General features: G+C 64.0%; 19 protein-coding genes. 11 read left to right on the forward strand and 8 right to left on the reverse strand.

All coding sequences use genetic code 11. The features are described from left to right. Positions 1-222 precede the first annotated feature (222 nt). The gene (locus KUF59_RS29350; protein WP_212455675.1) at positions 223-1383 is read left to right on the forward strand and encodes a GGDEF domain-containing protein; all 1161 of its coding nucleotides are present in this window, start codon (positions 223-225) and stop codon (positions 1381-1383) included. Positions 1384-1445: 62 nt separating this feature from the next. Beyond that, entirely contained in the window at positions 1446-2570 is a 1125-nt protein-coding gene (locus KUF59_RS29355; RefSeq protein WP_212455676.1) for a DUF2336 domain-containing protein, read from the forward strand. A gap of 7 nt (positions 2571-2577) precedes the next feature. Here KUF59_RS29355 and KUF59_RS29360 read toward each other — a convergent pair whose 3' ends face one another. Beyond that, positions 2578-3216 (reverse strand): NrsF family protein, encoded by a 639-nt coding sequence (locus KUF59_RS29360; protein ID WP_212455677.1) that lies wholly within the window; start codon positions 3214-3216, stop codon positions 2578-2580. Positions 3217-3218: 2 nt separating this feature from the next. Beyond that, positions 3219-3764, reverse strand: coding sequence for a sigma-70 family RNA polymerase sigma factor (locus KUF59_RS29365; RefSeq protein WP_212455678.1), 546 nt, complete (start codon positions 3762-3764; stop codon positions 3219-3221). Between the two features lie 287 nt (positions 3765-4051). Here KUF59_RS29365 and KUF59_RS29370 point away from each other — a divergent pair, with 287 nt between their 5' ends. Together KUF59_RS29370 and KUF59_RS29375 are read left to right on the forward strand one after the other, a co-directional pair. Further along, entirely contained in the window at positions 4052-4702 is a 651-nt protein-coding gene (locus KUF59_RS29370) for a hypothetical protein (protein ID WP_212455679.1), read from the forward strand. A 109-nt stretch (positions 4703-4811) separates the two neighbouring features. Next, on the forward strand, positions 4812-5591 hold the full coding sequence (locus tag KUF59_RS29375; RefSeq protein ID WP_212455680.1) for an enoyl-CoA hydratase: 780 nt from the start codon (positions 4812-4814) through the stop codon (positions 5589-5591). A gap of 5 nt (positions 5592-5596) precedes the next feature. On the opposite strand, the gene KUF59_RS29380 is transcribed toward KUF59_RS29375, so the two are convergent. After that, on the reverse strand, positions 5597-7456 hold the full coding sequence (locus KUF59_RS29380; protein ID WP_212456011.1) for an acetyl-CoA hydrolase/transferase C-terminal domain-containing protein: 1860 nt from the start codon (positions 7454-7456) through the stop codon (positions 5597-5599). 231 nt (positions 7457-7687) lie between these two features. On the opposite strand from KUF59_RS29380, the gene KUF59_RS29385 reads away from it, so the two are divergent. Continuing rightward, positions 7688-9130 (forward strand): TolC family outer membrane protein, encoded by a 1443-nt coding sequence (locus tag KUF59_RS29385; RefSeq protein WP_212455681.1) that lies wholly within the window; start codon positions 7688-7690, stop codon positions 9128-9130. Positions 9131-9517: 387 nt separating this feature from the next. Here KUF59_RS29385 and KUF59_RS29390 read toward each other — a convergent pair whose 3' ends face one another. Together KUF59_RS29390 and KUF59_RS29395 are read right to left on the reverse strand one after the other, a co-directional pair. After that, a complete protein-coding gene (locus KUF59_RS29390; protein WP_212455682.1) occupies positions 9518-10471 on the reverse strand; it encodes an alpha/beta hydrolase in 954 nt (317 codons plus the stop codon). 75 nt (positions 10472-10546) lie between these two features. Then, positions 10547-11785, reverse strand: a complete 1239-nt coding sequence (locus KUF59_RS29395) for an acyltransferase family protein (protein ID WP_212455683.1) — start codon at positions 11783-11785, stop codon at positions 10547-10549. A gap of 285 nt (positions 11786-12070) precedes the next feature. Here KUF59_RS29395 and KUF59_RS29400 point away from each other — a divergent pair, with 285 nt between their 5' ends. From KUF59_RS29400 to KUF59_RS29415, 4 genes are read left to right on the forward strand one after another with little or no spacing between them, the layout of a single operon-like run. Then, positions 12071-13039, forward strand: a complete 969-nt coding sequence (locus KUF59_RS29400) for an alpha/beta fold hydrolase (protein ID WP_212455684.1) — start codon at positions 12071-12073, stop codon at positions 13037-13039. Positions 13040-13073: 34 nt separating this feature from the next. After that, positions 13074-13493 carry a hypothetical protein gene (locus KUF59_RS29405; RefSeq protein ID WP_249139988.1) on the forward strand — a complete coding sequence of 140 codons (420 nt, stop codon included), beginning with the start codon at positions 13074-13076 and terminating at the stop codon, positions 13491-13493. Then, complete coding sequence (locus KUF59_RS29410) at positions 13486-14586, forward strand: hypothetical protein (RefSeq protein WP_212455685.1); 1101 nt, start codon at positions 13486-13488, stop codon at positions 14584-14586. The genes KUF59_RS29405 and KUF59_RS29410 overlap by 8 nt, the downstream gene beginning before the upstream one ends. Then, positions 14576-14914, forward strand: a complete 339-nt coding sequence (locus KUF59_RS29415; protein ID WP_212455686.1) for a hypothetical protein — start codon at positions 14576-14578, stop codon at positions 14912-14914. The genes KUF59_RS29410 and KUF59_RS29415 overlap by 11 nt, the downstream gene beginning before the upstream one ends. Positions 14915-14981: 67 nt before the next feature. Here the strand turns inward: KUF59_RS29415 and KUF59_RS29420 are convergent, their stop codons facing one another. Then, on the reverse strand, positions 14982-16607 hold the full coding sequence (locus tag KUF59_RS29420) for a winged helix-turn-helix domain-containing tetratricopeptide repeat protein (RefSeq protein ID WP_212455687.1): 1626 nt from the start codon (positions 16605-16607) through the stop codon (positions 14982-14984). A gap of 265 nt (positions 16608-16872) precedes the next feature. Here KUF59_RS29420 and KUF59_RS29425 point away from each other — a divergent pair, with 265 nt between their 5' ends. Further along, positions 16873-17553 carry a hypothetical protein gene (locus tag KUF59_RS29425; protein ID WP_212455688.1) on the forward strand — a complete coding sequence of 227 codons (681 nt, stop codon included), beginning with the start codon at positions 16873-16875 and terminating at the stop codon, positions 17551-17553. 217 nt (positions 17554-17770) lie between these two features. Here the strand turns inward: KUF59_RS29425 and KUF59_RS29430 are convergent, their stop codons facing one another. Continuing rightward, a complete protein-coding gene (locus tag KUF59_RS29430; protein WP_212455689.1) occupies positions 17771-19366 on the reverse strand; it encodes an FAD-binding oxidoreductase in 1596 nt (531 codons plus the stop codon). 159 nt (positions 19367-19525) lie between these two features. Between KUF59_RS29430 and KUF59_RS29435 the strand changes: the two genes are divergently transcribed. Continuing rightward, complete coding sequence (locus tag KUF59_RS29435; protein WP_212455690.1) at positions 19526-20491, forward strand: amidohydrolase family protein; 966 nt, start codon at positions 19526-19528, stop codon at positions 20489-20491. A gap of 22 nt (positions 20492-20513) precedes the next feature. Here KUF59_RS29435 and KUF59_RS29440 read toward each other — a convergent pair whose 3' ends face one another. Then, positions 20514-23630, reverse strand: a complete 3117-nt coding sequence (locus KUF59_RS29440) for an efflux RND transporter permease subunit (protein ID WP_212455691.1) — start codon at positions 23628-23630, stop codon at positions 20514-20516. Positions 23631-23700: the final 70 nt, after the last annotated feature.

Below are 23700 nucleotides of genomic sequence, written 5' to 3' on the forward strand. Positions count from 1 at the left end.
GCGCAGGCGACCTTACCAAGCCTCGATCCATAGCACAGCCTTGTGCAGCGCCTCTGGCAGTGAGGTGCGGCCGGATTGCCGGCCGATGCCTAACCGCTCGCTAATTCCCGTTGCCGATCAAGGCCATTGCCGGTGCGGCAGGGCCGGATTCGGCGCCCAAGGATACCAAACCTAAAGGCTTCCCACGTAGATTTTTGATCTCCGTTCATCAGTAGCGAGACCATGGGCAGCACTCCCGCGTCGTTCTCCCCGGACCGTACGGCCTCCGAGGTCGCCGAGATCGCGCTCGCCGCGAGCGCTGTGACACCCGAGGTGAGTGCGCGCCGCGTTCGGCAGCGCCGGCAGATGTATCTCACCCAGGTCGTCAGCTACTCGTTCGGCGCCTCAGTCCTGCTGCTCTATGCCTATGACGGCGCGGTCGCGATGATCGTGCCCTCCCTGTTCTGGATCGGCGGGCTGACGATCATCGGCGCCTTCACCGTGCTGTCCGAGAGCGGTTTTGAGGACCGGTTCACCGATCACTATCTCACGGTCTACCAGATCACCGCGCACATGGCGCTGCAGCTCGTATTCCTGCTGGCGGTGCCGACGATTGGAATCTGCTTCATCAGCGTCCTGTTCCTGATCTTCGCATTCGGCACGCTGCGCATGACGTCGCGCCAGGCGATGACGACATGGGGGCTTGCCACCGCCGGCCTCGTAACCGTGTTCATGTTCACCGATCTGCCGATCGGACTGCCGGTCGCAACCCGCCTCGAGCGGTTCGCCTCGATGCTGTGCTTCGTCCTGGTGATCGGCCAGTGCTCGTTCCTCGGGCTGTTCGGCAGCACGCTGCGCAAGATCCTCTACACGCGCAGCATCGAGCTCCAGGCCGCCTATCAGCGCATCGAGGAGCTCGCCGAGCTCGACGAGCTGACCGGCTCCTATAACCGCCGCTGCATCATGCGCCTGCTCGACGAGGAGATCGCGCTGGCCCGCAAGGCGGCAAAGCCCTGCGCGATCGCGCTGATCGACCTCGACTGGTTCAAGCGCATCAACGACGCCCACGGCCATCCGATCGGCGACGAGGTGTTGCGGACCTTCGCCATCACCGTCTTCGCCAACATCCGCCCGGTCGACCGCTTCGGCCGCTATGGCGGCGAGGAGTTCTTGCTGCTCCTGCCCGAGACGGAAGGCGACGCCGCCGCGCGCATCCTCGACCGGCTCCGCATGATCGTCGCCGATCTCGACTGGGGCGCGTTCTCGCCCAGCATGCGCGTGACGATTTCCGCCGGCGTCGCGGCGCTGCGCGACAACGATAATGCCGACACATTTCTCGCGCGCGCCGACAGCGCGCTGTATTCCGCCAAGGCGCGAGGACGCAACCGCATTGCCGCTAGTTAACCGATTGATCTGTTCCCGGGCGCGGAGGAGCGCGGCCGGATCGAACGCTCCAGGATAGGGCTATGAAATTCAAGTCTGCGACTAAAACTGCCAAGCCGGCCGACAACCTGCTCGACGAGCTCCAGACCACATTGTCCCACGGCACGGTCGCCCGTCGTGTGGAGACGCTGCGCCGCGTCACCGACCTCTTCATCAACGGTGCGGTGGATTATTCCGACGAACAGATCGGCCTGTTCGACGACGTCTTTCAGTGCCTGGTCGAGCACATCGAGACCGAGGCCAAGGCGCTGCTTTCCGGCCGACTGGCGCCGATGCACATGGCGCCGCCGAAAATCGTCCGCACGCTCGCGCTCGACGATGTCATCGAAGTCGCGGGTCCCGTGCTGACGAAGTCGGAGCGGCTCGACGAAGCGACGCTGATCGAGATCGCGCGCAGCAAGAGCCAGGCGCACCTGAAGGCGATCTCGATGCGGCGCGTGCTGTCCGACGCGCTCACCGACGTGCTGGTCGCGCGCGGCAACGATGAGGTCGTCCAGTCCACCGTCAGCAATCCGGGCGCGCACTTCTCCGAAGGCAGCCTCAGCGAACTGATCACGCGCGCCGAACGCGACGACGACCTCGCGACCTGCGTGGGCCTGCGCCCCGACCTGCCACGCCATCATTATCTAAAGCTGGTCGCGAAGGCGTCGCTGAGCGTGCGCCGGAAGCTGGAGGCGGCAAATCCCGGCCAGGCCGACGCGATCTCCAACGCGGTCCAGGAAGCGAGCCAGCGGATCCGCGCGGCAGCCATGACCCGGCAGACCGAGATGGCGCGCGCGCTGGTGCGGTCGCTGTTCGAGGACGGCCGGCTCAACGAGCATCAGGTCGCGACCTTCGCCGAACAAGGCAAGTTCGATGAGACCAACGCCGCGCTCGCAGCACTTGCCGGCGTCGCGGTTGGGGTCGCCGAGAACATGATGATCGAGAGCCGCACCGAGGGCGTGATGATCCTCGCCAAGGTCGCCGGCATGTCGTGGTCAAGCGTGCGTGCGGTCATCGCGATGCGCGACAAGCTGTCCGGCGGCTCGCCGACAGACATGCTGACGGCGCGCGACACCTATGACGCGCTGCGCAGCTCGACGGCGCAGCAGGTGCTGCGCTTCCACCGCATGCAGCAGAATACGGAAAGCCCGGCGTCGGTCGCTTGAGCGGCGCCTAGTATCTAAGAGCCCGCGAGCCAGCGAGCGCTCCGATCGCCGCGACGAGCGCGGTGGCGAGCGTGTACCAGGTCGCCACGAACAACGGCGAGTCGTCGGTGCAGTGCGAGGCATAGAGCGTCGCCGCCAGTCCCGCCGACAGCAGTCCGGCGAGCGCGCCGGCAAGTACAGGTCGCGACGGCGCACCGTGGCGCAGCCCGAACAGCGCGCCGGCCAGCAGCGGCAGCGACATCGCCGGGATCGCCAGCAGGCAGACCCTGGAATTCTTGCCCATCAACCGCATCGACATCGGCATGGCCGGTGCCATCATCATCTCGCCGCCGATCGCAACCGCGAGCAGCCCCACGGGCAGCAACAGCAGCCAGCCCCAGCCGCGCATCAGCGCCTCGGGCCGCGACAGATGCAGACTGACGATGATCGCGGGGATCGCCAACGACAGTGTGACCGCGAACTTCATATCGAAGAACGGATTGCGCATCGCGCTCATGACGTCCGCCCGCACGCCGAGGAAGGTCGCGAAGATCAAAATCGACAGCGGCGCGGCGACCAGCAACGCCAGCGTCAACACGGCGCCGACGCGCGGCGCGCGATGGGCGTTGTCGGCAGCAAGCGTGCGGATGAGTTGATCGGTATCCATAGCTAATGGTCCCGCAGTTTGGCGGTAAGCGCAGCGAGACCCCGGTGCAGGGCCACCCGCACCGCGCCTTCGCTCATCGAGAATTTGGCGGCCGTGTCCTTGATCGAGGCGCTGTCGACCGCGATCGACTGCAGCACGTCGCGCTGGCGCTGCGGCAGCGCGCCGAGCTGGGCCGCGACCTCGCTCGCGGATGCCGTCTCCTCCGGCGCTTCGCCCGGCAGGGTCTCGGTGAAATCGTCGATGTTGACGAAGACGCGTCTGCCGCGCCGGCGCAGCGCATCGATCAGCTTGTTGCGGGCAATCGCGAACAGCCACGGCGCGAAGGGCGCTTCGCTGTCCCAGGTGTGCCGCTTCAGATGGACCGCCAAGAGAATGTCCTGCACGATATCCTCGGATTGATCGACCGGCTGCCCGGCACGCGCCAGACCGCGCCTGGCGGCAGCCCGCAGCACCGGCGTGACCGCCTTCAGCAGGCGATGATACGCCGCATCATCCCCCGCCATGGCCGACCGCATCAGGCCGGTCCATTCGTCTTCACGTCCGCGCACGCGCGCTCCCACCTAGCAATTCGGCCGCTTGATCAATTTGTTACGCCGGGCTCCGACGATCACGAACTCGTGATCAGCGGTCCGGACCAAGCCGGCCCGGCCGAAAGGTCGGCAGGCTCATAACACCGATCCGTTCCCCTGACACCCGTCGCGCAGTGCATGCGGGAGGCGATTGCCCCGCTTTTGCCCCCTCAAGCCCGAAGATTCCCTTTTTCTGCCCCGCTGCCGTCACGCCCCGGGGTCTCTGTTCGCAACCGGGACGGGCGGAATTTGGGGAGAACATCAAAATGAGCCTAACCAGTGGGCGTGCGGCGTTGATCCTACTCACCGGGCTTTTCGTGGCTCTCGGGGGCAGCCTGCAGGCGGCCCCGGCCACGCCAGCCAGCACGCAGCAGGACAGCGCCGGCAAGTCGACCGACGCCGTCAGATACACCAAGCACCGGCGTCACTACGCCCGCACCCGGACCAGCAAGTCGGCCCAGAAATCGGATGACGACAAGGCCGGCAAGACCGACAAGAAGGACGCCCCCATCACGGCGGCCAACGATGCCATCCCGGCATCGAGCACGATGCCTGCATCCATCGCCAACGCGAATGCGCAGTTGGCCGCCGCCGATACGCCGCTTGCAGCCAGCGCGACGGCGATGACGGCGCAGGCCAATGACAACGTCCAGGCTGCAGCCGCCGACAAGGCCGCCGGCCAGCCCGTTGCATCCGACCAGCTCAGCGAGACCGACCGCGCCCTGCTCCAGGACAATCCGCCGGCGCAGAAGACGGTGGTTGCCGCCGTCGAGGCGCAGCCGCGCCCCGCACCGGTCATGGCATCGGCCAGCAGCGAAAGCTCGACCTGGGACCAGACCTCCCTGATCGGCAAGATCTTCATCGGTTTCGGCGCACTTCTGACGCTGGCCTCTGCCGCGCGCATGTTCATGGCCTGACAGCCATTTCCGGGGCGCGCGGCTCGCGCGTCCCGCGGCGACATCCGGCCTCTTGAAGCCCACCGCGCCAGCGGGCAAATTGCCCGCCCAATCAAAGCGTGGGTGGAACATGAGCACATTCGAACACATCATCGTCGAAAGCAAAGGCGCGGTCGGCATCGTCAAGCTGAACCGTCCGAAAATGCTCAATGCCCTGTCGTTCGGCGTGTTCCGCGAGATCGCGGCAGCCGTCGACGATCTCGAGGCCGATGACGCCATCGGCTGCATCGTCATCACCGGCAGTGACAAGGCGTTTGCCGCCGGCGCCGACATCAAGGAGATGCAGCCAAAAGCCTTCATCGACATGTTCTCCGAGGATTTTGCCGCGATCGGCGGCGACCGCGTCGCGCACTGCCGCAAGCCGACCATTGCGGCGGTCGCCGGCTACGCGCTCGGCGGCGGCTGCGAGCTGGCGATGATGTGCGACATCATCATCGCCGCCGACACCGCCAAGTTCGGCCAGCCCGAGATCACGCTCGGCACCATTCCCGGCATCGGCGGCACCCAGCGCCTGACGCGCGCGATCGGCAAATCCAAGGCGATGGACCTCTGCCTCACCGGCCGCATGATGGATGCGGCGGAAGCCGAGCGCAGCGGCCTCGTCAGCCGCATCGTGCCGGCGGACAAGCTGATGGACGAGGTGTTGGCGGCGGCCGAGAAGATCGCATCGATGTCGCGCCCGGCGACCGCGATGGCGAAGGAAGCCGTCAACCGCGCCTTCGAGACCACGCTTGCCGAAGGCATGAGCGTCGAGCGCAACCTCTTCCACGCGACCTTCGCGCTGGAAGACCGCTCCGAGGGCATGGCGGCCTTCATCGAGAAGCGCAAGCCGGTGAACAAGAACCGGTAGGACGGCTACATACCCCGGATGCGCACCAAAGCCGCGCTCACCAGCGCGCGGTAGCCGCGCTCGGGCCACGTCTTGGGGCGATCGAGGCCAAGGCGTGCGAGGGCCTCGTGGTCGGCCGCATCAGGCGTGTGCGTCAGTCCCCGCCACAACAGGACAGCGAGTTCGCGCGGCGAGCGCTGCGCGGCCTGCAAGACTTGCAGCGCCGGGATCAGGCGCTGCTCGACATCCGTGAAGTCGGAGCCGAAGGGGAACGACGGCAGCAGGCCTGACTCACGCGCAGGCTTCAGCGCACGCGCGATCCGCTCCGGATTGTTGTCGCGATGTTGGGGCGGAATTTCGTAAGCCCGCGGCAGCTTGCCGGCGTCCTTCGCGGTCCGCATCAGTTCGTCCTGGAAGCGCGAGTCGGCGATAGCAAGCATCGCCGCGATCACATCGGCGTCCGATTGTCCCCTGACATCGGCGACGCCGTATTCGGTGACGAAGACGTCGCGCAGATGCCGCGGGATGGTCTGATGGCCATAGCGCAAGAGGATATTGGACTGCACGCTTCGACCGGCCCAGTGCGTCGCTTCGAGCGTCAGCACGGAGCGTGCATCCCGCAGCGCAAAGGCCTGCGCCACGAAATTGTACTGCCCGCCGACGCCGCTCACCACCTCGCCGTCCTCGAGCCCGTCGGACACGGCCGCGCCAAGGAGCGTCGCCATCATCGCATTGTTGATGAAGCGCGCATCGAGGCGCGCGCGGCGCTTGTCCTCTTCATCGCCATAGAGCGCGTTGGTGAACGACACCGGCATCATCTGGATGCGCGCGATCTGGTCCGGCGGCATCTCGCGCAATGCGCGATAGAAGGATTTTGGGCCGAGGAAGAAGGCGCCGTGCAGCACGACACCATCGACCGCGCGCTTGAGAATGCCACCATCGAGCAGGCCGATGAACGCCTCGGTCAGCATTTCGCTGACGCCATAGAGACCGGTGTCGAAGGCGCCGGTTTCCCGTGCAACGATCGGGCGCGCAGGTGAAAGCCGCGTCAGGATCTCGTGAAAGGCAGCTCCCTCGCGGTGACGCAGGATCAGGCCCTGCGCCAGCGCGTCGCCGATCTGCCCGATGCCGATCTGCAGCGTGCCGCCATCGCGCACCAGCGAAGCCGCGTTCAGGCCGATGGCGTATTTGGTGTCCGAGATCGGCTCGGACGGCGGCGCGAACAAGGGGAAATCGGTTGCGGGACTGTCGAGCACCGCACTGAACTCGTCCGCCGAAAGATCGCCTGCTCCCGGCATGAACGGCAACTCGGAATTCACCTGCGCGATCAGCCGGAACGAGGCGCGGCCGGCATGGCGTTCGCGCAGCACGTCCAGCGTGGTGTCGGTGTTGCAGGACAGGCTGTAGCGCGGCACGCCGTCGACGACGCGCTTGGCCACGAGTTGCGTCACGACATTCATCCCGCGCGCCAGCAGATAGGACGCGGCGTGGGTGTAGTTGGCCGAGATGTAGTTCTGCTGTGCCGCCGCAACGTGCAGCCAGCGCCCGGCGAGGAAGAAGAACTCGATGACGGAGATATTGGGCGGCAGGCTGCCGTTGCGCATCGCTTCGGCATAGGCGAGATCGGGATAGCCACCGAACAGGCGGTCGATCACGGGCGCAATGAAGCGGCGCTCGATCAGGCCTTTCGGTTTCGGCTTTTCCAGCGTCAGCGCCGAAAGCAGTGTCAGCTTGATGTAAGGATCCGCAACTGCCCGTGCGTAGAGCGCGTTGACGACGTGATTGGCCTTGCCGAGGCCGAGCGGCAGCCCGACCACGAGATCCGTCCCGACATCGCGAATGATGTCCTCCGCGAGAGCGTCGGCGTCGGAGAACAGCTTTGGCATCATCCGCAGGGCCCGGACCAAAGTGGCAGGACGGCGCCCCTCGGAATCGGGAGGCACCGGCGGCCTGCTATAACGCATTTGCCTGATAGATTCGTCTGTGACGAACCTGCAACAAGCACGGATTTCATGGGGGTTTCATCTGCGGCAGTTTGCCTGCGGGACCGGTGGCCGCTAAACAGGTAACAGGGCCGCCATCGGCGGGGGCGGACAGCCGGGGTTTTGCGGGATTTGATGAACAGGCATGCCGCCAGAACTGGTCGCGCGGCGACGCGACGTCGATCAGGCGCGGGTCCTGTCCTCGTTGCATGGGCCGCGCTTGCGATGCCGCTTGCGATGTCCTGCGCCCTGCCCGCCACTGCCTTCGCGGAGGCGCTGCCCGAGGCCCTGGCCAAGGCCTATCAGACCAACCCGGCGCTCAACGCCGAGCGGGCGCGCCAGCGCGCGACCGACGAGAACGTGCCGCAGGCGCTCGCCGGCTACCGGCCGCAGATCGTCGCGAGCCTGAGCGCCGGCCTCCAGGCGGTGCGCAACCTGCTTCCCGACAACACCATCCAGACCTCGACGCTAAAGCCCTGGGTGATCGGCGTCACCGTGACGCAGAACCTGTTCAACGGCTTCCGGACCGCCAACAGCGTGCGGGTGGCGGAACTCCAGGTGCAGTCCGGCCGCGAGGCGCTGCGCAATGTCGGCCAGGGCGTGCTGCTCGATGCAGTGACCGCCTACACCAACGTGCTGGCCAACCAGTCGCTGGTCGAAGCCCAACGCTCCAACGTCGCATTCCTGCGGGAGACGCTCGCCGTGACCCAGCGCCGGCTGAACGCCGGCGACGTCACGCCGACCGACAGCGCACAGGCCGAGGCGCGCCTCAACCGCGGCCTTGCCGATCTCAACGCCGCCGAGGTCGCGCTCGCCGTCAGCCAGGCGACCTACGCGCAAGTGATCGGCAACGCGCCGTCGCAGCTCCGGCCCGCCGAGGTCGTCGACCGCTATCTGCCGCGCAGCCGGGAAGATGCGCTGGCGATGTCGATCCGCGAACATCCGGCCGTCATGGCGGCAGGCTTCGACGTCGACGTTGCCGCCACCAACATCCGCGTCGCCGAAGGCGCCCTGCTGCCGAGCGCCGGCGTGCAAGGCAGCGTCAGCAAGAGCCGCGACAACGACCCGACGCTCGGCACCTTCGGCACCGACCAGGCCTCCATCGTCGCCAACGTCACCGCGCCGATCTATGACGGCGGCCAGGCCGCCTCGCAGACCCGGCAAGCCAAGGAAACCGCCGCGCAAAGCCGCCTGGTGCTCGACCAGGTGCGCAACCAGGCGCGCACGGCGGCGACCAGCGCGTGGGTCGCCAATGAAGGCGCCAAGGTCGCTGTCCAGGCATCCGAATCCGAGGTCAAGGCCGCCACCGTCGCATTGCAGGGCGTCCAGCGCGAGGCCGCGGGCGGCCAGCGCACTACCGTCGATGTCCTCAACTCGCAAGCCGATCTGATCCAGGCCAAGGCGCGGCTGATCGGTGCGCTGCGCGACCGCGTCATCGCGTCCTACACGCTGCTCAGCGCCGTCGGCCATCTCGACGTCAAGACGCTGAACCTGAACACGCCGGACTATCTGCCCGAAGTGCACTATCATCAGGTGCGCGACGCCTGGCACGGCCTGCGCACGCCGTCGGGGCAGTGATCAGATCGGCTTCGGTCCGAGGTTTTGGCGGCCGTCGACAAAAGTGTCGAAACAACCCCATGCACAGTAGCCCGTGACGGCCGGCACGACGAACTACTGATTTTACGAATTTCGCTTGACGCGTCGGGCAAATCGGGTGCATAATGCCAATGTTGCAAGACTTGACCGGTTGCGTTCCAGACCGACCCATCGCTGGGGCGACCGAGCTTCTGCTTCGTCGAGCAAGCTCCCTGCCGCATCCGAAAGTGCAAATGATGCAGCGGCTGTCCAGACCGTGTTGATGGTCCTAAAGCGCGATGGCTTTAGGTTGAAACGTCATCGCGCTTTAGGTCTTTGTTTGAGCATGATCTTTTCGGAAAACCGCTGCGCACTTTTCCGGATCATGCTCTAGGGGAAATACCGCTGAGCAAACTTCTGGAAATTTTCCATAAGAAACTGGTTTGCTCGCCGACTGATTGGAGCGTCCGGCACCATCAAGTCGAAACCATGAAAGGCGCCCTCGAACACCTCGAACTCAACCGGAACATTGGCCCGACGAAGGTTCTCAACGTAGATTTTCGTTTCATCCCGAAATGGCTCGAGACTGCCGACAAATGTGATCGTCGGCGGCAATTTCGTATAGTCTGTGCAGCGTGACGCAGCCGCGTAAGGCGTAACGGTCTCCACGCCATCGAGATAACGGGACCACGCCAGCCTGTTGGCTTCTTCATCCCATACGGGTGCGTCGTTTTCGACGGCGGAGGCGCTATTCTGCCGGTCATCGATCATTGGATAGAGCGGCATTTGAAAGGCTATTTTTGCAGCGTCGTCATCGGTCGCCTTGAGCGAGACGGCCGCCGCAAGCCCTCCGCCCGCGCTATGGCCTGACACGATGAATCCATCGGTTCTTCCGCCGAGAGAGGCCGCATTGTCCCTTATCCATAGCAGGGTGTCGTAGCAGTCGTTGAATGCAGCCGGGTACGGCGATTCAACGGCCTTTCGATAGTCCGGCGCGACGATGATGCACGGTTCTGTCTCGATGAAGTCCCTGATGATTGAGCCGAATTGCTCAGGGACTCCGTAAACGTAACCGCCGCCATGCAGGTAGAGCATGACCGGTAGTGGTCCAGCTGCCGTGGTCGGCCGATAGATTCTCACACGAATAGGCGCCCCGCCATTTCTGCTCGGAATATGTCGCTCTCGGCAGACAAGCCCTCTCATGTCTTTTCCCCGCAGGATGTCCGCACTGAAACGGAACACGAGCAGAGAGAACCATCGCGTGTGAAAGAAGCTTGCGATAATCCGCCCAACGGCATAGCTGCCGCGCAAGTCTTCATCCACCATGTCCCTGGTGACCTTCATTCGCTCCTTCCTGCCTTAACTCGCAAAACTTCTCCGTCCGATGTGTGTCAGGAAGCCAGTCTAGCGGGGCGCCGGTTATCGCAAATTGGCGATCATCTTTGCCGGCACGTGCGGCCGAAGGCCCAGCCCCCGAGAGAACCTCGGGCGCTTCGACGCTGGCAGTCTTTCCGGAAGCTGTCCGAAATATGCAATGGCTTGCGTCATCACGCCTCTGATGGCGGGCTCGATCTTCGCACAAATGAACCAGCAGATCAGGACAAGCATGCCCAGCTGGATCCACACGGCCGAGGTGGCATCCAGGCCAGCATCGACCAGGAACCGAATAATCGCTGTGCCGACAACGTTGTGGGTGAGATAGAGCGGATAGGTAATCAGCCCGAGCGTTCTCCAGTAAGCCGGCGCTTCAGCCGAAGCGGTGGCCGTAGAGCGCCTGTTCCTGTTCGCGCACCAGGCAATGAGGCCCACCGCAGCCGCCCAGACCATGATCGGCACGAGGGCTGATTGATCCGCGATGGCGGGTATGGACGTCAAAAAGAAAGAGGCAAAAAAGTAGATTTCTGCGGCCCCCGAAAGAACCGTGACGGCGACGGCGACCCGTTCGAGCACGGACAGTTCTCGGTTTGCAGAAATGAAGAGCCAGATGCCCAGCGCAAAGAAGCAGCCATGGGTCAACAGGAATGCTGCGCACGGCACCCGGAACATCAGAATAACGAGATATGGCAGGTCGGATGGAGTCGTGCAGGACAGCACCAGCAACGCCACAGCGTTGAAGATAGCGCTGTAGATGGTGAGGCCGAAAGCCAGGTGCCGCAGGGTGATTTTCTTCGTCAGCATCGCGCAAAACACGAGCCCATAAAACGCCACCTCGGCGGCCAGTGTCCAATAGACGCCGTCGAGCCATTGATGCGTGACTCCCTTGGGAACGAGCGTCATGGCGTGGATGTAGGGGAGGATGAATTCGGAGGCTGGTCCGCTGCCAAACAGAACCAGGACGAGGAGGGTCGCGGTGGCGCAAACCCAGACCGCCGGATAAAGCCGGAGCACGCGGCCAAGAAGAAACTCTGTCGGGGAAGACTTGCTGGCGGAATTCGCGATGACGAAACCGGAAATGACGAAGAAGACTTCAACGCCGACCCAGCCGAACCATGTGAAGGGTGCGGCGGACGGGTACAGAACGTCGGCGGCGACATAGCGCTCGAAACCTGGAACGCCAATCGAAACCCAGGCCCAGGACCAGAACATCTGATGAAAAATGGCGACGCCGAGGGCAGTCCCGAAGCGCAGCGGATCCAGCAGGGGAAAATGGTTTTTCACGGGAGTGCTTCCAATCCAGGAAACGGTCCCATTGCAGATATTGGATCCCCTCATCGGGCTCTGCGAGGTAGGTCACACTTCCTCCGCCCACGGTTCAAACGCCCAGGTCGTCGCAGGGATTAGCGAGCGCCCTGTCGCCCCCGAGGGATATGCCAGTTCTGATCCTGGCATCCACAGGAGGTCATTAACCGCGCAATCAGCACGCTCGCATTTTGCGGCTGGCCCGCTGCTCTACCTTGGCTAGAGTAGCGGCCGATTCTTCGCGTCGATTTGCCCGAGGGCCATTTGATTTCAAAAATACTCCGCATCGCCCTCAAGGCCTGCCTGGCACTGCTCGTGCTGGCCGTTGTCACGGTCGTCGGATTTCGGCTGGCCGCATCGGCGCGCGAGACCGCCGGGCGCGGCGATCTGGCGCCGGCGACCGGGCAATGGGTGAAGACACGCTCGGGCGAAGTCTTCATTCAGGAAAAGGGGCCGGCCACCGGCACGCCGGTCGTGCTGTTCCACGGCACGGCGGCCTGGAGCGAATTGTGGCGGCGAACGACCGACGCGCTCGCAGATGCCGGCTATCGCGTCATCGCGCTCGACCTGCCGCCGTTTGGGTTCTCCGACCGGCCCGGCAGCTACACGCGACCTGATCAGGCCCAGCGCGTCAACGATGTGCTGGAGCGGCTCAATGCTCCGCCGGCGATCATCGTCGGTCATTCCTTCGGCGCGGGCGCCGCGACCGAGCTGGTGATGCGTTACCCGGCGCGGGCGCGAAGCCTCGTGCTGGTCGACGCGGCGCTGGGGCTGACCGCTGAGCCCTCGGATCCGCCGTCGGTCCTGAAGCCAAAATGGCTGCGCGAGATGCTGGTGTCGCTCACCGTCACCAATCCGCTGGCGACCAAGACGCTGCTGAAATCGCTGATCGCCAAGAAGGATCGCGCGCTGCCGGAATATGTCGAGATCCTGCAGCGGCCGCTGACGCGGCAGAACAGCACGTCCGACATCGCCGACTGGATGTACTATTTCGTCGGCTCCGACCGCGGCGCCGCGAGCGCGGACCGCGCCGCCTATGCCCGGCTCAAGCAGCCCGTCGCCATGCTCTGGGGCGACATGGACGACGTGACGCCGCTGGCGCAGGCGCGCGATCTGAACGTCCTCCTGCCACAAGCGCACCTCACTGTTTTACCCGGCCTCGGTCACATTCCGCAGATCGAGTCGCCGGACCAATTCAACGACGCCCTGCTCAAGGCGCTCGCAAACCTTTAAGCTAAACCAGGATTCGAGCTTCACCGGAGGAACGATGGACATCATCAGACTATGCGCCTGGGGCTACGCCGCGCTGCTCGGGTTCGTGATCCTCACCGGCTATATCCCTGCCTTTATCGACCAGAACGACATGATCTTCGGCCTGTTCCGCCGCACCTGGTACGCCGACGGGCTGCACCTCGTCTCCGCACTATGGGCATTGAGCGCGGCGCTGACGTCCCGCCGCGCCTCCGAACTGTTCTTCCAGCTCTTTGGCGTGTTCTATTTCGCCGACGGCGTGCTCGGGCTTCTCACCGGCAGCGGCTATCTCGACTTCGGCATCCTCATCAACGGCGTGCTCAACCTGCCGCTCCAGACCCGCATCTTCGCCAACGCCCCGCATCTTGGCCTCGGTGGAGTAGCCATCCTGATCGGCTATGTCCTGGCCCCGCGAACGCGGCCTGCCCATGCTTAGGCGCCTGCGTCGCATCCTGCTTGCGCTGCTCGTCCTGATCGCACTCGCGATCCTGGTGCCGCTCGCCTACATCGAAGGGACCTGCCAGCCGGCGTCGCAAGCAGCCGCATCGACGACATCAGCGATCGCCCTGCCCACGATCGACGAGATGGGCTACCGTCGCCCCCTGGACAACACCTATTTCACCTTCCCGGAATGGTACATCGTCTATTCCTTCGAGGATTTTGGCCGCTTCCTCGATCACTCCAGCGAAAGCCAGTTCGGCTATCTCGGCCACATCTTCGGCTTCTGGAAAAGTTTTTGCACCATCAACCGCGCAGTGCCGCCTGCCATGCAGTCGCGCTTCGACGTCAAGATGATGATCTACGTCATCGGCATCAGCTATTCGGCCGAATATGCGATCAAGGGTCTTTACGAGAACACGATCGGCCGTATCTTCGAATGGATCAGGGGACCAAAGCTCACGCCGCAGGACGAGTTTGCGCGCGCGGTGCTGCAGGACTACGCCGCGTTCCTCTACACCATCCCCTGGTACAAATATCCGTTCCGCGACACGCTGAACGGCCTGATGGCGATCTCCGCACCGACACCGAGCAGCTTGCGCAGCTGGGAGCGCGATTTTGCGCTCGGCACCGAATATTTCCTCAAGATCGGCTACGCCAAGGCGATCCAGAAGGCGCTGGATGCCTCCAGCGACGACGAGCCGCGCGACATCATGTTCGTGGTCGCGGCGCTGCCGCCGGACGTGCTGGCTGCCGAGCCGCGCATCAAGCCGATCCGTGCGCTATCGCCGGATTGGCAGCTCGTGCAGGCGCCGCGCTACAAGGCGCTGACCGAGATCCTGAGCGGGCTTTTGGACCGCGGACATCGCCTGGCAGAGATCGCCGGCAATCACGACATCCTCATCACGGTGATTGCACCGGCGTCGGCGAAGCTTGACGTCGCGGACACGACGGAGCTGTTTTCGCTCGATCTCGATGCCAAGCCCGGCTTCCGCCGTGCGGGTTTAAAGGCTAGGATCGACAGACTGGTCGAGATCAAGCGCGAGCTGACGGCGCGGGGTGCGAGCCTTGAGCATTTTTATGATTATTGACGGACGAGGAACGCGGCTGCGCGCGATCGGCAAGATCGCCGCGGCTGTTGCGCTCGTGGTCGCCGGCTGGCTCGCCCTCGTCATCGTGCTCACCTTCGGAACATCGCCGGGCCGTTCGATGGCCGTGATCGGCCCGCAAGCGCAGGCGCTTGCGGCTATCGCGAGGGCCGATGGTCGCGTGCTGTCCTCGAACGCCTATGTGACCATTGCGCGCTCGAACGTGGCCGACTTCGTCAGCCGGCTTTATGCCTCAGGTGCCCTGCTCGTGCTCGACGCCGAGCAGGCCGGCGGCTGCAATGGTCTTGCGCCGAAGCGCGAGCAAATCTGAGCACGCTTGGGAGCGTTTCCCATCGAAGACTGCGTGTTGGCAGTCAGCAGGCATCCGCCTGACGCTTTTACTGGGCTATTGCTGAGGTCTTGATCTTGCGAAGCCGGTCGAGGTCCTCGTCAACCGATAGAGCCATCGGCGTGTTTCGCGGCGTCATCCGATACGTCCGCAAAGAGGGTGTGGCTTCGACCAAAGCGGGCCACGCCGCTTCCGCCTCGGCGGCACGACCGGTACGAATGAGAGACGACAGCCAGATCGCCTTGCAGAAGCCCATCGCCGGTGTTCGATCCATGCATTCGCGGGCAGAACGCAGCGCATTTTCGTAATCCTGCACGGAATAGCGCAGCCGCGTCGCGACGTGAACGTATTGCGGTGGGCGTAACGGACTCCATGAGGCCGCCTTCTCAAAGGCTTCAATCGCGGCCTCGTTCCGACCGGCATGATGCAAGGCACTGGCGAGGGCGACCCAATTATCCGGATTGCCGGGGCCGAGTTCGACCGCCCGCTCGGCCGCGCCCACTGCCGCCTCGGGGTTCTGACCCGCCTCGATTGTCAGGGACAGCGCGCGCCACGAGCTGGCACGAAGTGGATCCAGCGCAATGGCGCGTTCGACGTCGGCGATCGCCTGCGGCAGATCCTGACGACTGAGACCAGGATCGTGCTGGCCAAAGATCAGCATTTTCTTCACCAGTCCGAGGCCGGCCCATGTCGGGGCGTAGTTCGGATCGAGGCGAGCCGCCAGTTCGAGCTCCTGCCGCGCCTGGCGGAGGCCCTCGGGAGTCGGCGCCGCCGTCAACGCCAAGGTGCGCAGGACGTGCGCGTGCACATCGAGCGAGGCTGGCGCGCGGCTCCGTAACGCCGCCCGGTCCGACTCGCGCACGGTTGAACCAAGTGAGGCGCTGATCCGTGAGAACAGCGCATCGGTGACGTCGGGCAAGTCTTGCGCCGTCGGCTCGAACCGGCCGCTCCAGACGATGCGGCCGTTACCGGAGGCGATCAGTTGCACGTCGAGCTGGAGCCGGTCGCCGCGCCTCTCCGCGCTGCCATCCACGAGGTAGCGAGCACCGGTCATCGCGGCGATCCGTTCCGGCGACAGGTTCTTGCCGCCAAGATCAGCTGTGGCGAGGGTCGACACGATGCGCAGATCGGGATTGCGCGCGAGCTCGCCGGCAATCGTGTAGGCCAATCCGTTGCCGTCCGGGCTGCCTTCGCCAGCGGCGTTGAGCACGCGAAATGGCAGAACTGCAACATCCGCCACCATCCTGTCGGGCGCTTTGGAGCTGCCGGCGTCGAAGAATGGATATTGCCAGACCAGTCCGATCGCGGCTGCCACCACCGCAAGGGCGGCGGCCATACGATAGAACCGCCGCAGATCACGCGGCGCCGTGTCGGCCGCGTCGACGATCAGAAGGTAACCACGTCGGGGCATCGTCCGCACGACTTGCTGCCTGACGTCACCGAGCGCGCGCCGGATCTCGACCACGCATTGCACCAGCGAGTCATCGGTCACCGAAACGCCCGGCCAGACTCGCGCGCTGAGATCGGGTTTTGTAACCAGCTCTCCGTGATGGCGCCCCAATTCAAGCAGGACTGCCAGAGCCTGAGGCCGGAGCTCAACGATCTGGCCGCGCCGGTCCAACAACTGAGCCTGATCCAGATCGAGCGTGTATCCATTCAGCCGCAGGCTGGTCATGAGCACACCTTCCGCCGTCGATCATAGCCGACCGAGATATGCGTCTCAAGGCATCCGCAGAGCCCGATTTCGTCCTTTATCGTGCCATTTCGTGCGGTCTCACCACGGACCCGCGCTACGCTGACCGTTGAAGCGCCGCTGTCCTGAACCAGCGACTATCCGAGTAACGCGAGAAGCAGAAGCTGCCACGGCCGCTCACGCGACACCGAGTGTGTCCGGAGCGCAACAGCAGCGCTGCGCTCTCTTTCCTGTGAGGAGATTGCAAATGCGGAAGATGTTTTCGATCCTGTGCGCGGCTTGCATCGTCCAGTTCGCAGGCAATGCGGCGCAGGCTCAATGCACAGCCCGCGATGTCTTGCAGAAACGGCTGACGCTCAAGACACGCCTGGTCGAAACGCCTCAACAACCAATTAAGTCCGACCGCGATCTGGCGACATGGAAGACGATCACGCTCGGTACCTTCGCTGACCCGCTCAGACTGCGCAGCAAGTTGAATGACATGGGTTGCAGTGTCGGTGGGCAGGCCGCCGAAATCCTCGCGCGACCGACATTCATCCTTGGCTCTCGCAAGACAGACGTTGAGCTTGTCCTCGTATCGCCAATCCAGCTTGGGTTCACCTCCGATGTCGTGACCCTGACCGACGTCTACGCGCGCGCGCGACAGCTCGGCTTCGAACTTGCGGCGGCCGAAGTCGGCCCGCAATTGCGCATGCAATACCTCGACCAACCCATCGGTGAATTCCTCATCATCGGAATGGAACCAATCAAGAGCTGGAGCGGTGAGCCAATCATTCTCAACGTGGCAAACGGCGGCGCCGGATTGATCCTGATCGGCCAAGACGGCAGAGCCGAGGCCGAGATACCCGCGACATCCCGGTTCGTCCTCGCGCGCTCGCAACAGTCGGCAACCAGCACTGAGCTCACCGAGGTCACTGGCCGTCCGTAGGCCCCTCGTCACAAGGGAGCGCCAAAGCCTATCTTGCGACAAGCCATCCACAACCGATGCAGCTCATCGTCGGATGGTGCATCCGAATGATCCATTCCGGTTTCGATGCATTCAGCCTTCAGCTTTCTGTATTGCGGCGATCCGTAGAAGTAGAGACCTACAAGCGTCATTAGCGCCAGGACTACACCCGCAATGACGCGTCGTCCCGTACCGCGTCTCACGACGCATACTTCTGATACATCGTATTCGTGAACAGCCCGGCCGGATCGTACTTCCGCTTGGCGGCGAAGAAGTCGTCGATTTGCGGATAGGATTTCTTGAGCTGGTCGCGCGAGTAATAGAGCTGGTACGGCAGGAAGAAACGGCCCTGATTGGCTGTCGTGAGGTCGATCAGCTCTTCCGTCACCTTCTTCATGCGTGCGTTGCCCTCGTCGTCCGTGGGCTGGTTGATGTAGAGCACCAGCGAGAACGCCGGCTCCGGCGAATAGGTCAGGAAATTGTCTTCCTTGTGGACGACGCGGACCGAGGCGTTGAGCAGGTTGGTCTTGTTGACGAGCATGATCTTGCGCATGCCGTCGACGAAGGCGACGAAGTTTTTGCGCGGGATGAAGTACTCGTGCAGGATATCCGTCTCCTCCTGCAACGCGTTGCGCAAGTAAGGCACGGAATCGTGCATGGGATCGTTACGGCTGACGAGACAGGCTTCGCCCGAGGCAATCGCCTGCGCCCGCGTCACCGTGCAGTTTTCCATGCGGTGTTCGATGTGCTTTTCGGAGAGCCATTTCAGCTCCTGGAAGAACGGCCCCTGCTTCGACAGGTTGATGGTGAGCCGCCGCAGCTTCGTGCTGCTGACTTCGCCTAATGGCTGGCGCTGGAAGTCGGTGCCGTCCGCCTTGGTGTAGGTGTAGAGCAGCATCTCCTGGAGGAAGGTCGACGGCGCGGTCGAGAGATGGCCGTACATCAGGCCGATATTGGTGTCCTTCTCGATCTCACCGGAGAACAGCGCCGGGAACGCCTTGTAATCGAGCACACGCCGCCCGGTCTGGTAGACCGCGTTGTCGGCGATATCGAGCTCGGCCTCGACGATGACGCCGAACAGGCCGTAGCCGCCGACCACGAGGTTGAACAATTCCGGGTTCTCGGTTGCTGACACGTTACGGATCGAACCATCCGCCAGCATCACCTTCATCAATTTGATCGAGCGCGCCAGCGCGCCGGCCTGATGGTCCATGCCGTGAGCATTGACCGAGATCGAGCCGCCGACGCTGAAGATATCGGTCGACTGCATGGCGCGGACGGCGAAGCGCGGATGCAGCGCGATCTGGATGTCGTGCCATGTCGCGCCCGGCTGTACCGTCACGGTGCGCGCAGTGTCGTTCAAGGTGATGCGGTTGAAGGTCCGCATGTCCAGCACAATACCGCCCTTGCGAAAAGCCTGGCCGCCCATGGAGTGGCGCACGCCGGCCGTCGTCACCGGCAGCTTGTTGTCGCGCGCGAACGCCAGCGTCTTCGCGATGTCGTCGACGCTGCGGATCTCGACGACGCCATAGATTTCGGTGCGATTGAGGCAGCTCGCATCATTGATGCTGCCGCCAAGCTGCGACCACTTTACCCCTTGGAGCGGCGCAATCGCCCTCACCTTGTCCAGATCGATCTTGCCCTGCTCGCCAAGGTCGGCGGCGGGCCGGCAATCCTTTGGCCCGGTCGGATCGGCCGCCAGCGCCTGCAATTTGCGGAAGCCGTAGACGCCAAACAGCGCGACCAGCACCGCGACGGCCGAAACGCCCGCTTTGAACTTTCCAAAGTTTTTCATGAAGTGATTCCGGTGGGAGGTCGATGATCCCTAAGCGTGGAACATTAGTCAAACCGGCGCGCGGCCGGTTCAATTCAACGTTGAATTTGCGCGGCGGTCCCTGAAAAATGTGCTAATGAAACCGCCCAACCAAGAACAACCATACCGGGAGGATACTCCATGCTCAGCCGACGCAGCGTCCTGCTTGCCTCCCTCGCAGCCGGAGTAGCGATGAACAGCAAAGATGCCCAAGCGGCGGCGGCGCAGCCGGCGACGCCGGTCAATTTCGACGTCCCCGCCAACGCCTGCGATTGCCACACCCATATCCACGGCGATGTCGAGAAATTCCCATTCTTTGCCGGCCGCGTCTACACACCCGAGCCGGCAAGCCCGGACGAGCAGGCCGCACTGCACAAGGCGCTACGCATGGAGCGCGTGGTGGTGGTGACGCCGAGCGTCTACGGCACCGACAATTCCTCCAGCCTGTTCGGCATGAAGGCCCGCGGCGCCAATGCGCGCGGCGTTGCCGTGATCGACGACAAGACGTCGGAGAGCACGCTCGACACGATGCACCAGGACGGTTTCCGCGGCGTCCGCCTCAATCTCGCGACCGGCGGCGTCAACGATCCCAATGTCGGCCGTCCCCGCTTCAGCGCCGCGGTCGAGCGCATGAAGGCGCGCGGCTGGCATGTGCAGCTCTACACCACGCTTGCGATGATCTCGGCGATCAAGGATCTCGTCGAGACGGCGCCGGTGCCTGTCGTGTTCGACCACTTTGGCGGCGCGCAGGCGACGCTCGGCCTGGAGCAACCGGGCTTCTCCGATCTCGTCGCACTGGTGAAATCCGGCAAGGCCTATGTCAAGATCTCCGGCGCCTACCGCTCGTCGAAGCTTGCGCCCGATTATCAGGACATGGCGCCGTTCGCGCAGGCTCTGATCGCGGCCAATCCCGAGCGCATCGTCTGGGGTACCGACTGGCCGCATCCGGATTCGAGCCAGGTGCCGGGACGGAAGGCCACCGACATCGCGCCGCTGTTCCAGATCGATGACGGCCGCCTGCTCAACCAGCTTCCGGTGTGGGCACCCGACGCCGCGATCCGCCAGAAGATTTTGGTCGACAATCCCGCCCGGCTCTACGGTTTCTGAGACCGCACGCCGCGCGCCGGAATCAGCGGGCGCGGCGCGAGAAGAAGGAGATCAGGACCGGCAGGGTCACGAGGATCACGACCGGCGCCAGCATCATGCCGGTGACGACCACGACCGCGAGCGGCTTCTGCACCTGGGACCCGATGCCTTCCGAGAGCGCAGCCGGCAGAAGGCCGACGCCGGCGACCACGCAGGTCATCAGCACGGGCCGGAGCTGCAATTCCCCGGTCCGCACCACCGCGGTCATGCGGTCCATCCCCTCCTCGATCAGCTGGTTGAACTGCGAGATGATGATGATGCCGTCCATCACGGCGATGCCAAACAGCGCGATGAAGCCGATCGCCGCGGAGACGCTGAAGGCAGTGCCTGTGATGACGAGCCCGAGCACGCCGCCGAAGATCGCCATCGGAATCACGCTCATGGCGAGCAGCGTATCGGTCATCGAGCCGAAATTGAGCCAGAGCAGGATTCCGATCAGCGCCAGCGAGATCGGCACCACGATCGACAGACGGCGGATCGCGTCCTGGAGATTGCCGAATTCGCCGACCCACTCCATGTGCGAGCCGGGTGGCAACTGCACCTGCTCGGCGATCTTGGCCTGCGCCTCGCGGATCGCGCTGCCGAGGTCGCGCTCGCGCACCGAGAACTTGATCGGCAGATAGCGCTCCTGCTGCTCGCGATAGATATAGGCCGCGCCTGAGACCAGGCTGATGGACGCGACCTCGCTGAGGGGGATCTGCGTGATGGTGCCGTTCGGACCGGGCGCGCCGATGCGCAGGTTCTGAATCGCTTCGGCGCTCTTGCGGTATTCCGGCGCGAGACGAACGATGATCGGGAAGTGGCGGTCGCTTCCGGGCTCGTAAAGGTCGCCCGCGCTGTCGCCGCCGATTGCGACCTTGATGGTGGCGTTGATATCGCCGGGTGCAAGCCCGTAGCGCGCAGCCTTGGCGCGGTTGATGTCGATCTGGATGGTCGGCTGGCCGAGCGAGGTGAACACCGCAAGATCGGTGACGCCCTGCACGGTCGACAGCACCGACTTGATCTTGGCGGCGGTGTCGGTGAGCGCCTGGAGATCGCCGCCGAACAGTTTTATCGAGTTCTCGCCCTTCACGCCCGAGACGGCTTCCGAGACGTTGTCCTGGAGATATTGCGAGAAGTTGAACTCGACGCCGGGGAAGCGGTCGTCGAGCGCCTTCAACAGTTGCGCGGTCAGCTCTTCCTTGCTGCGGGTATTCGGCCAGGTGCTCGCGGGCTTCAGCGGCGCGAAGAACTCGGCATTGAAGAAACCGGCAGCATCGGTGCCGTCGTCGGGACGGCCGTGCTGCGACACCACGGACTCGACCTCGGGCCGCGCGGCGATCACCTTGCGCATCTCGTTGACGTAGGTGTTGCCCTCCTGCAGCGAGATCGTCGGCGGCAGCGTGGCGCGGATCCAGAGATTGCCTTCTTCCAGCTTGGGCAGGAATTCGAGGCCGAGCAGCCGGCCGATCGCGATCGTCATCAGCACGAGACCGATCGCACCACCGAGAACGATGTTGCGGTTGGTGACCGCCCAATTCAGCACCGGCATGTAGATCCGGTGCAGGAACATCATGATCCGGGTCTCGGTCTCCTCGACATGCGCGGGCAGGATGATCGCGGATAGCGCCGGCGTCACCGTGAAGGTCGCCAGCAATCCGCCCGCGAGCGCATAGGCGTAGGTGCGCGCCATCGGGCCAAAGATGTTGCCCTCCACGCCCGAGAGCGTGAACAGCGGCAGGAACGCCGCGATGATGATGGCGGCGGCAAAGAAGATCGAGCGCGACACGTCGGCGGCCGCGCTCAGGATGGCATGGCTCTTCATGCCCATGATGGTTTCGGGGGAGATGTGCTCGTATTCGTGGAGCGGCGTCGTCTGCGTCAGGCGGCGGAAGATCGCCTCCACCATGATGACGGTGGCGTCCACGATCAGGCCGAAGTCGATGGCGCCGACCGACAGCAGGTTCGCCGATTCCCCGCGCAGCACCAGGATGATGACAGCGAAGAACAGCGCGAACGGAATCGTGGCGCCGACGATCAACGCGCTGCGCATGTTCCCCAGGAACAACCACTGCAGCAGCACGATCAGGATAATGCCGACCACCATATTGTGCAGCACGGTGTGGGTGGTCAGGTCGATCAGGTCCTTGCGGTCGTAGATGCGCTCGATGCGCACGCCCGGCGGCAGGATGGACGAGTTGTTGATGGTGTGGACGAGTTGCTCGACGCGTTTGATGGTCGGCGTGCTCTGCTCGCCGCGCCGCATCAGCACGATGCCCTGCACGATGTCGTCGTCGTCGTCGAGGCCGGCGATGCCGAGCCGCGGCTTCTCGCCGACGGTCACGGTCGCGACGTCCTTCACCAGCACCGGGTTGCCACCGGTTTGCGCGACCATGGTGTTGGCGAGATCGTCGATCGAGCGGATCAGGCCGACGCCGCGCACCACGGCCGATTGCGAGCCGATATTGACGGTGTTGCCGCCGACATTGACGTTTGAATTGCTCACGGCCTGCAGCATCTGCGGCAGCGTCAGCCCGTTGGCGATCAGCTTGTTGAAATCGACCTGGAGCTCATAGGTCTTGGTCTTGCCGCCCCAGCCGGTGACGTCGATCACGCCGGGCACGGCGCGGAATCGGCGCTGCAGGATCCAGTCCTGGATCGTCTTGAGATCGAGCACGCTGTAGTTCGGCGGACCAACGAGCCGGTAGCGGAAGATTTCGCCGATGGGGCTCAGCGGTGAGATCTGCGGCTGCACGTTGCCGGGCAAGGGCGCGAGCTGCGCCAGGCGGTTCAACACCTGCTGCAGCGCCTCATCATAGGTGTAGGCGAAGGAGAACTGCAGCTTGATGTCGGAGAGGCCGTAGAGCGAGATGGTGCGGATGGTCGTGAGGTTCTTCAGCCCCGCGACCTGGGTCTCGATCGGAATGGTGATGTAGCGTTCGATCTCTTCGGCCGAGAGGCCCGGGCTTTGCGTCACCACGTCCACCATCGGCGGCGTCGGATCGGGATAGGCCTCGATGTTGAGCTGGTTGAACGCGATCAGGCCACCGATCAGCACGGCGACGAACATGCCGACCATGAGGTAACGGCGATTGACGGCAAGGGCGACGAGGCGGTCCATTCAGCTCAGTTTTTTCTTTGCGCGCGCGGCAGTCCTGACGGCGCATAATCTTGTCGAAAACCGCTACTCG

This window comes from Bradyrhizobium arachidis (assembly GCF_024758505.1).
GTDB classification, from domain to species: domain Bacteria; phylum Pseudomonadota; class Alphaproteobacteria; order Rhizobiales; family Xanthobacteraceae; genus Bradyrhizobium; species Bradyrhizobium manausense_C.

Bases quoted from the DNA above. Each gene is read 5' to 3' on its own strand.
- KUF59_RS29350 (WP_212455675.1), top strand. From the start codon at position 223: ATGGGCAGCACTCCCGCGTCGTTCTCCCCGGACCGTACGGCCTCCGAG.
- KUF59_RS29355 (WP_212455676.1), top strand. From the start codon at position 1,446: ATGAAATTCAAGTCTGCGACTAAAACTGCCAAGCCGGCCGACAACCTG.
- KUF59_RS29360 (WP_212455677.1), bottom strand. From the start codon at position 3,216: ATGGATACCGATCAACTCATCCGCACGCTTGCTGCCGACAACGCCCAT.
- KUF59_RS29370 (WP_212455679.1), top strand. From the start codon at position 4,052: ATGAGCCTAACCAGTGGGCGTGCGGCGTTGATCCTACTCACCGGGCTT.
- KUF59_RS29375 (WP_212455680.1), top strand. From the start codon at position 4,812: ATGAGCACATTCGAACACATCATCGTCGAAAGCAAAGGCGCGGTCGGC.
- KUF59_RS29380 (WP_212456011.1), bottom strand. From the start codon at position 7,456: ATGCCAAAGCTGTTCTCCGACGCCGACGCTCTCGCGGAGGACATCATT.
- KUF59_RS29385 (WP_212455681.1), top strand. From the start codon at position 7,688: ATGAACAGGCATGCCGCCAGAACTGGTCGCGCGGCGACGCGACGTCGA.
- KUF59_RS29390 (WP_212455682.1), bottom strand. From the start codon at position 10,471: ATGAAGGTCACCAGGGACATGGTGGATGAAGACTTGCGCGGCAGCTAT.
- KUF59_RS29405 (WP_249139988.1), top strand. From the start codon at position 13,074: ATGGACATCATCAGACTATGCGCCTGGGGCTACGCCGCGCTGCTCGGG.
- KUF59_RS29410 (WP_212455685.1), top strand. From the start codon at position 13,486: ATGCTTAGGCGCCTGCGTCGCATCCTGCTTGCGCTGCTCGTCCTGATC.
- KUF59_RS29415 (WP_212455686.1), top strand. From the start codon at position 14,576: ATGATTATTGACGGACGAGGAACGCGGCTGCGCGCGATCGGCAAGATC.
- KUF59_RS29420 (WP_212455687.1), bottom strand. From the start codon at position 16,607: ATGACCAGCCTGCGGCTGAATGGATACACGCTCGATCTGGATCAGGCT.
- KUF59_RS29425 (WP_212455688.1), top strand. From the start codon at position 16,873: ATGCGGAAGATGTTTTCGATCCTGTGCGCGGCTTGCATCGTCCAGTTC.
- KUF59_RS29430 (WP_212455689.1), bottom strand. From the start codon at position 19,366: ATGAAAAACTTTGGAAAGTTCAAAGCGGGCGTTTCGGCCGTCGCGGTG.
- KUF59_RS29435 (WP_212455690.1), top strand. From the start codon at position 19,526: ATGCTCAGCCGACGCAGCGTCCTGCTTGCCTCCCTCGCAGCCGGAGTA.
- KUF59_RS29440 (WP_212455691.1), bottom strand. From the start codon at position 23,630: ATGGACCGCCTCGTCGCCCTTGCCGTCAATCGCCGTTACCTCATGGTC.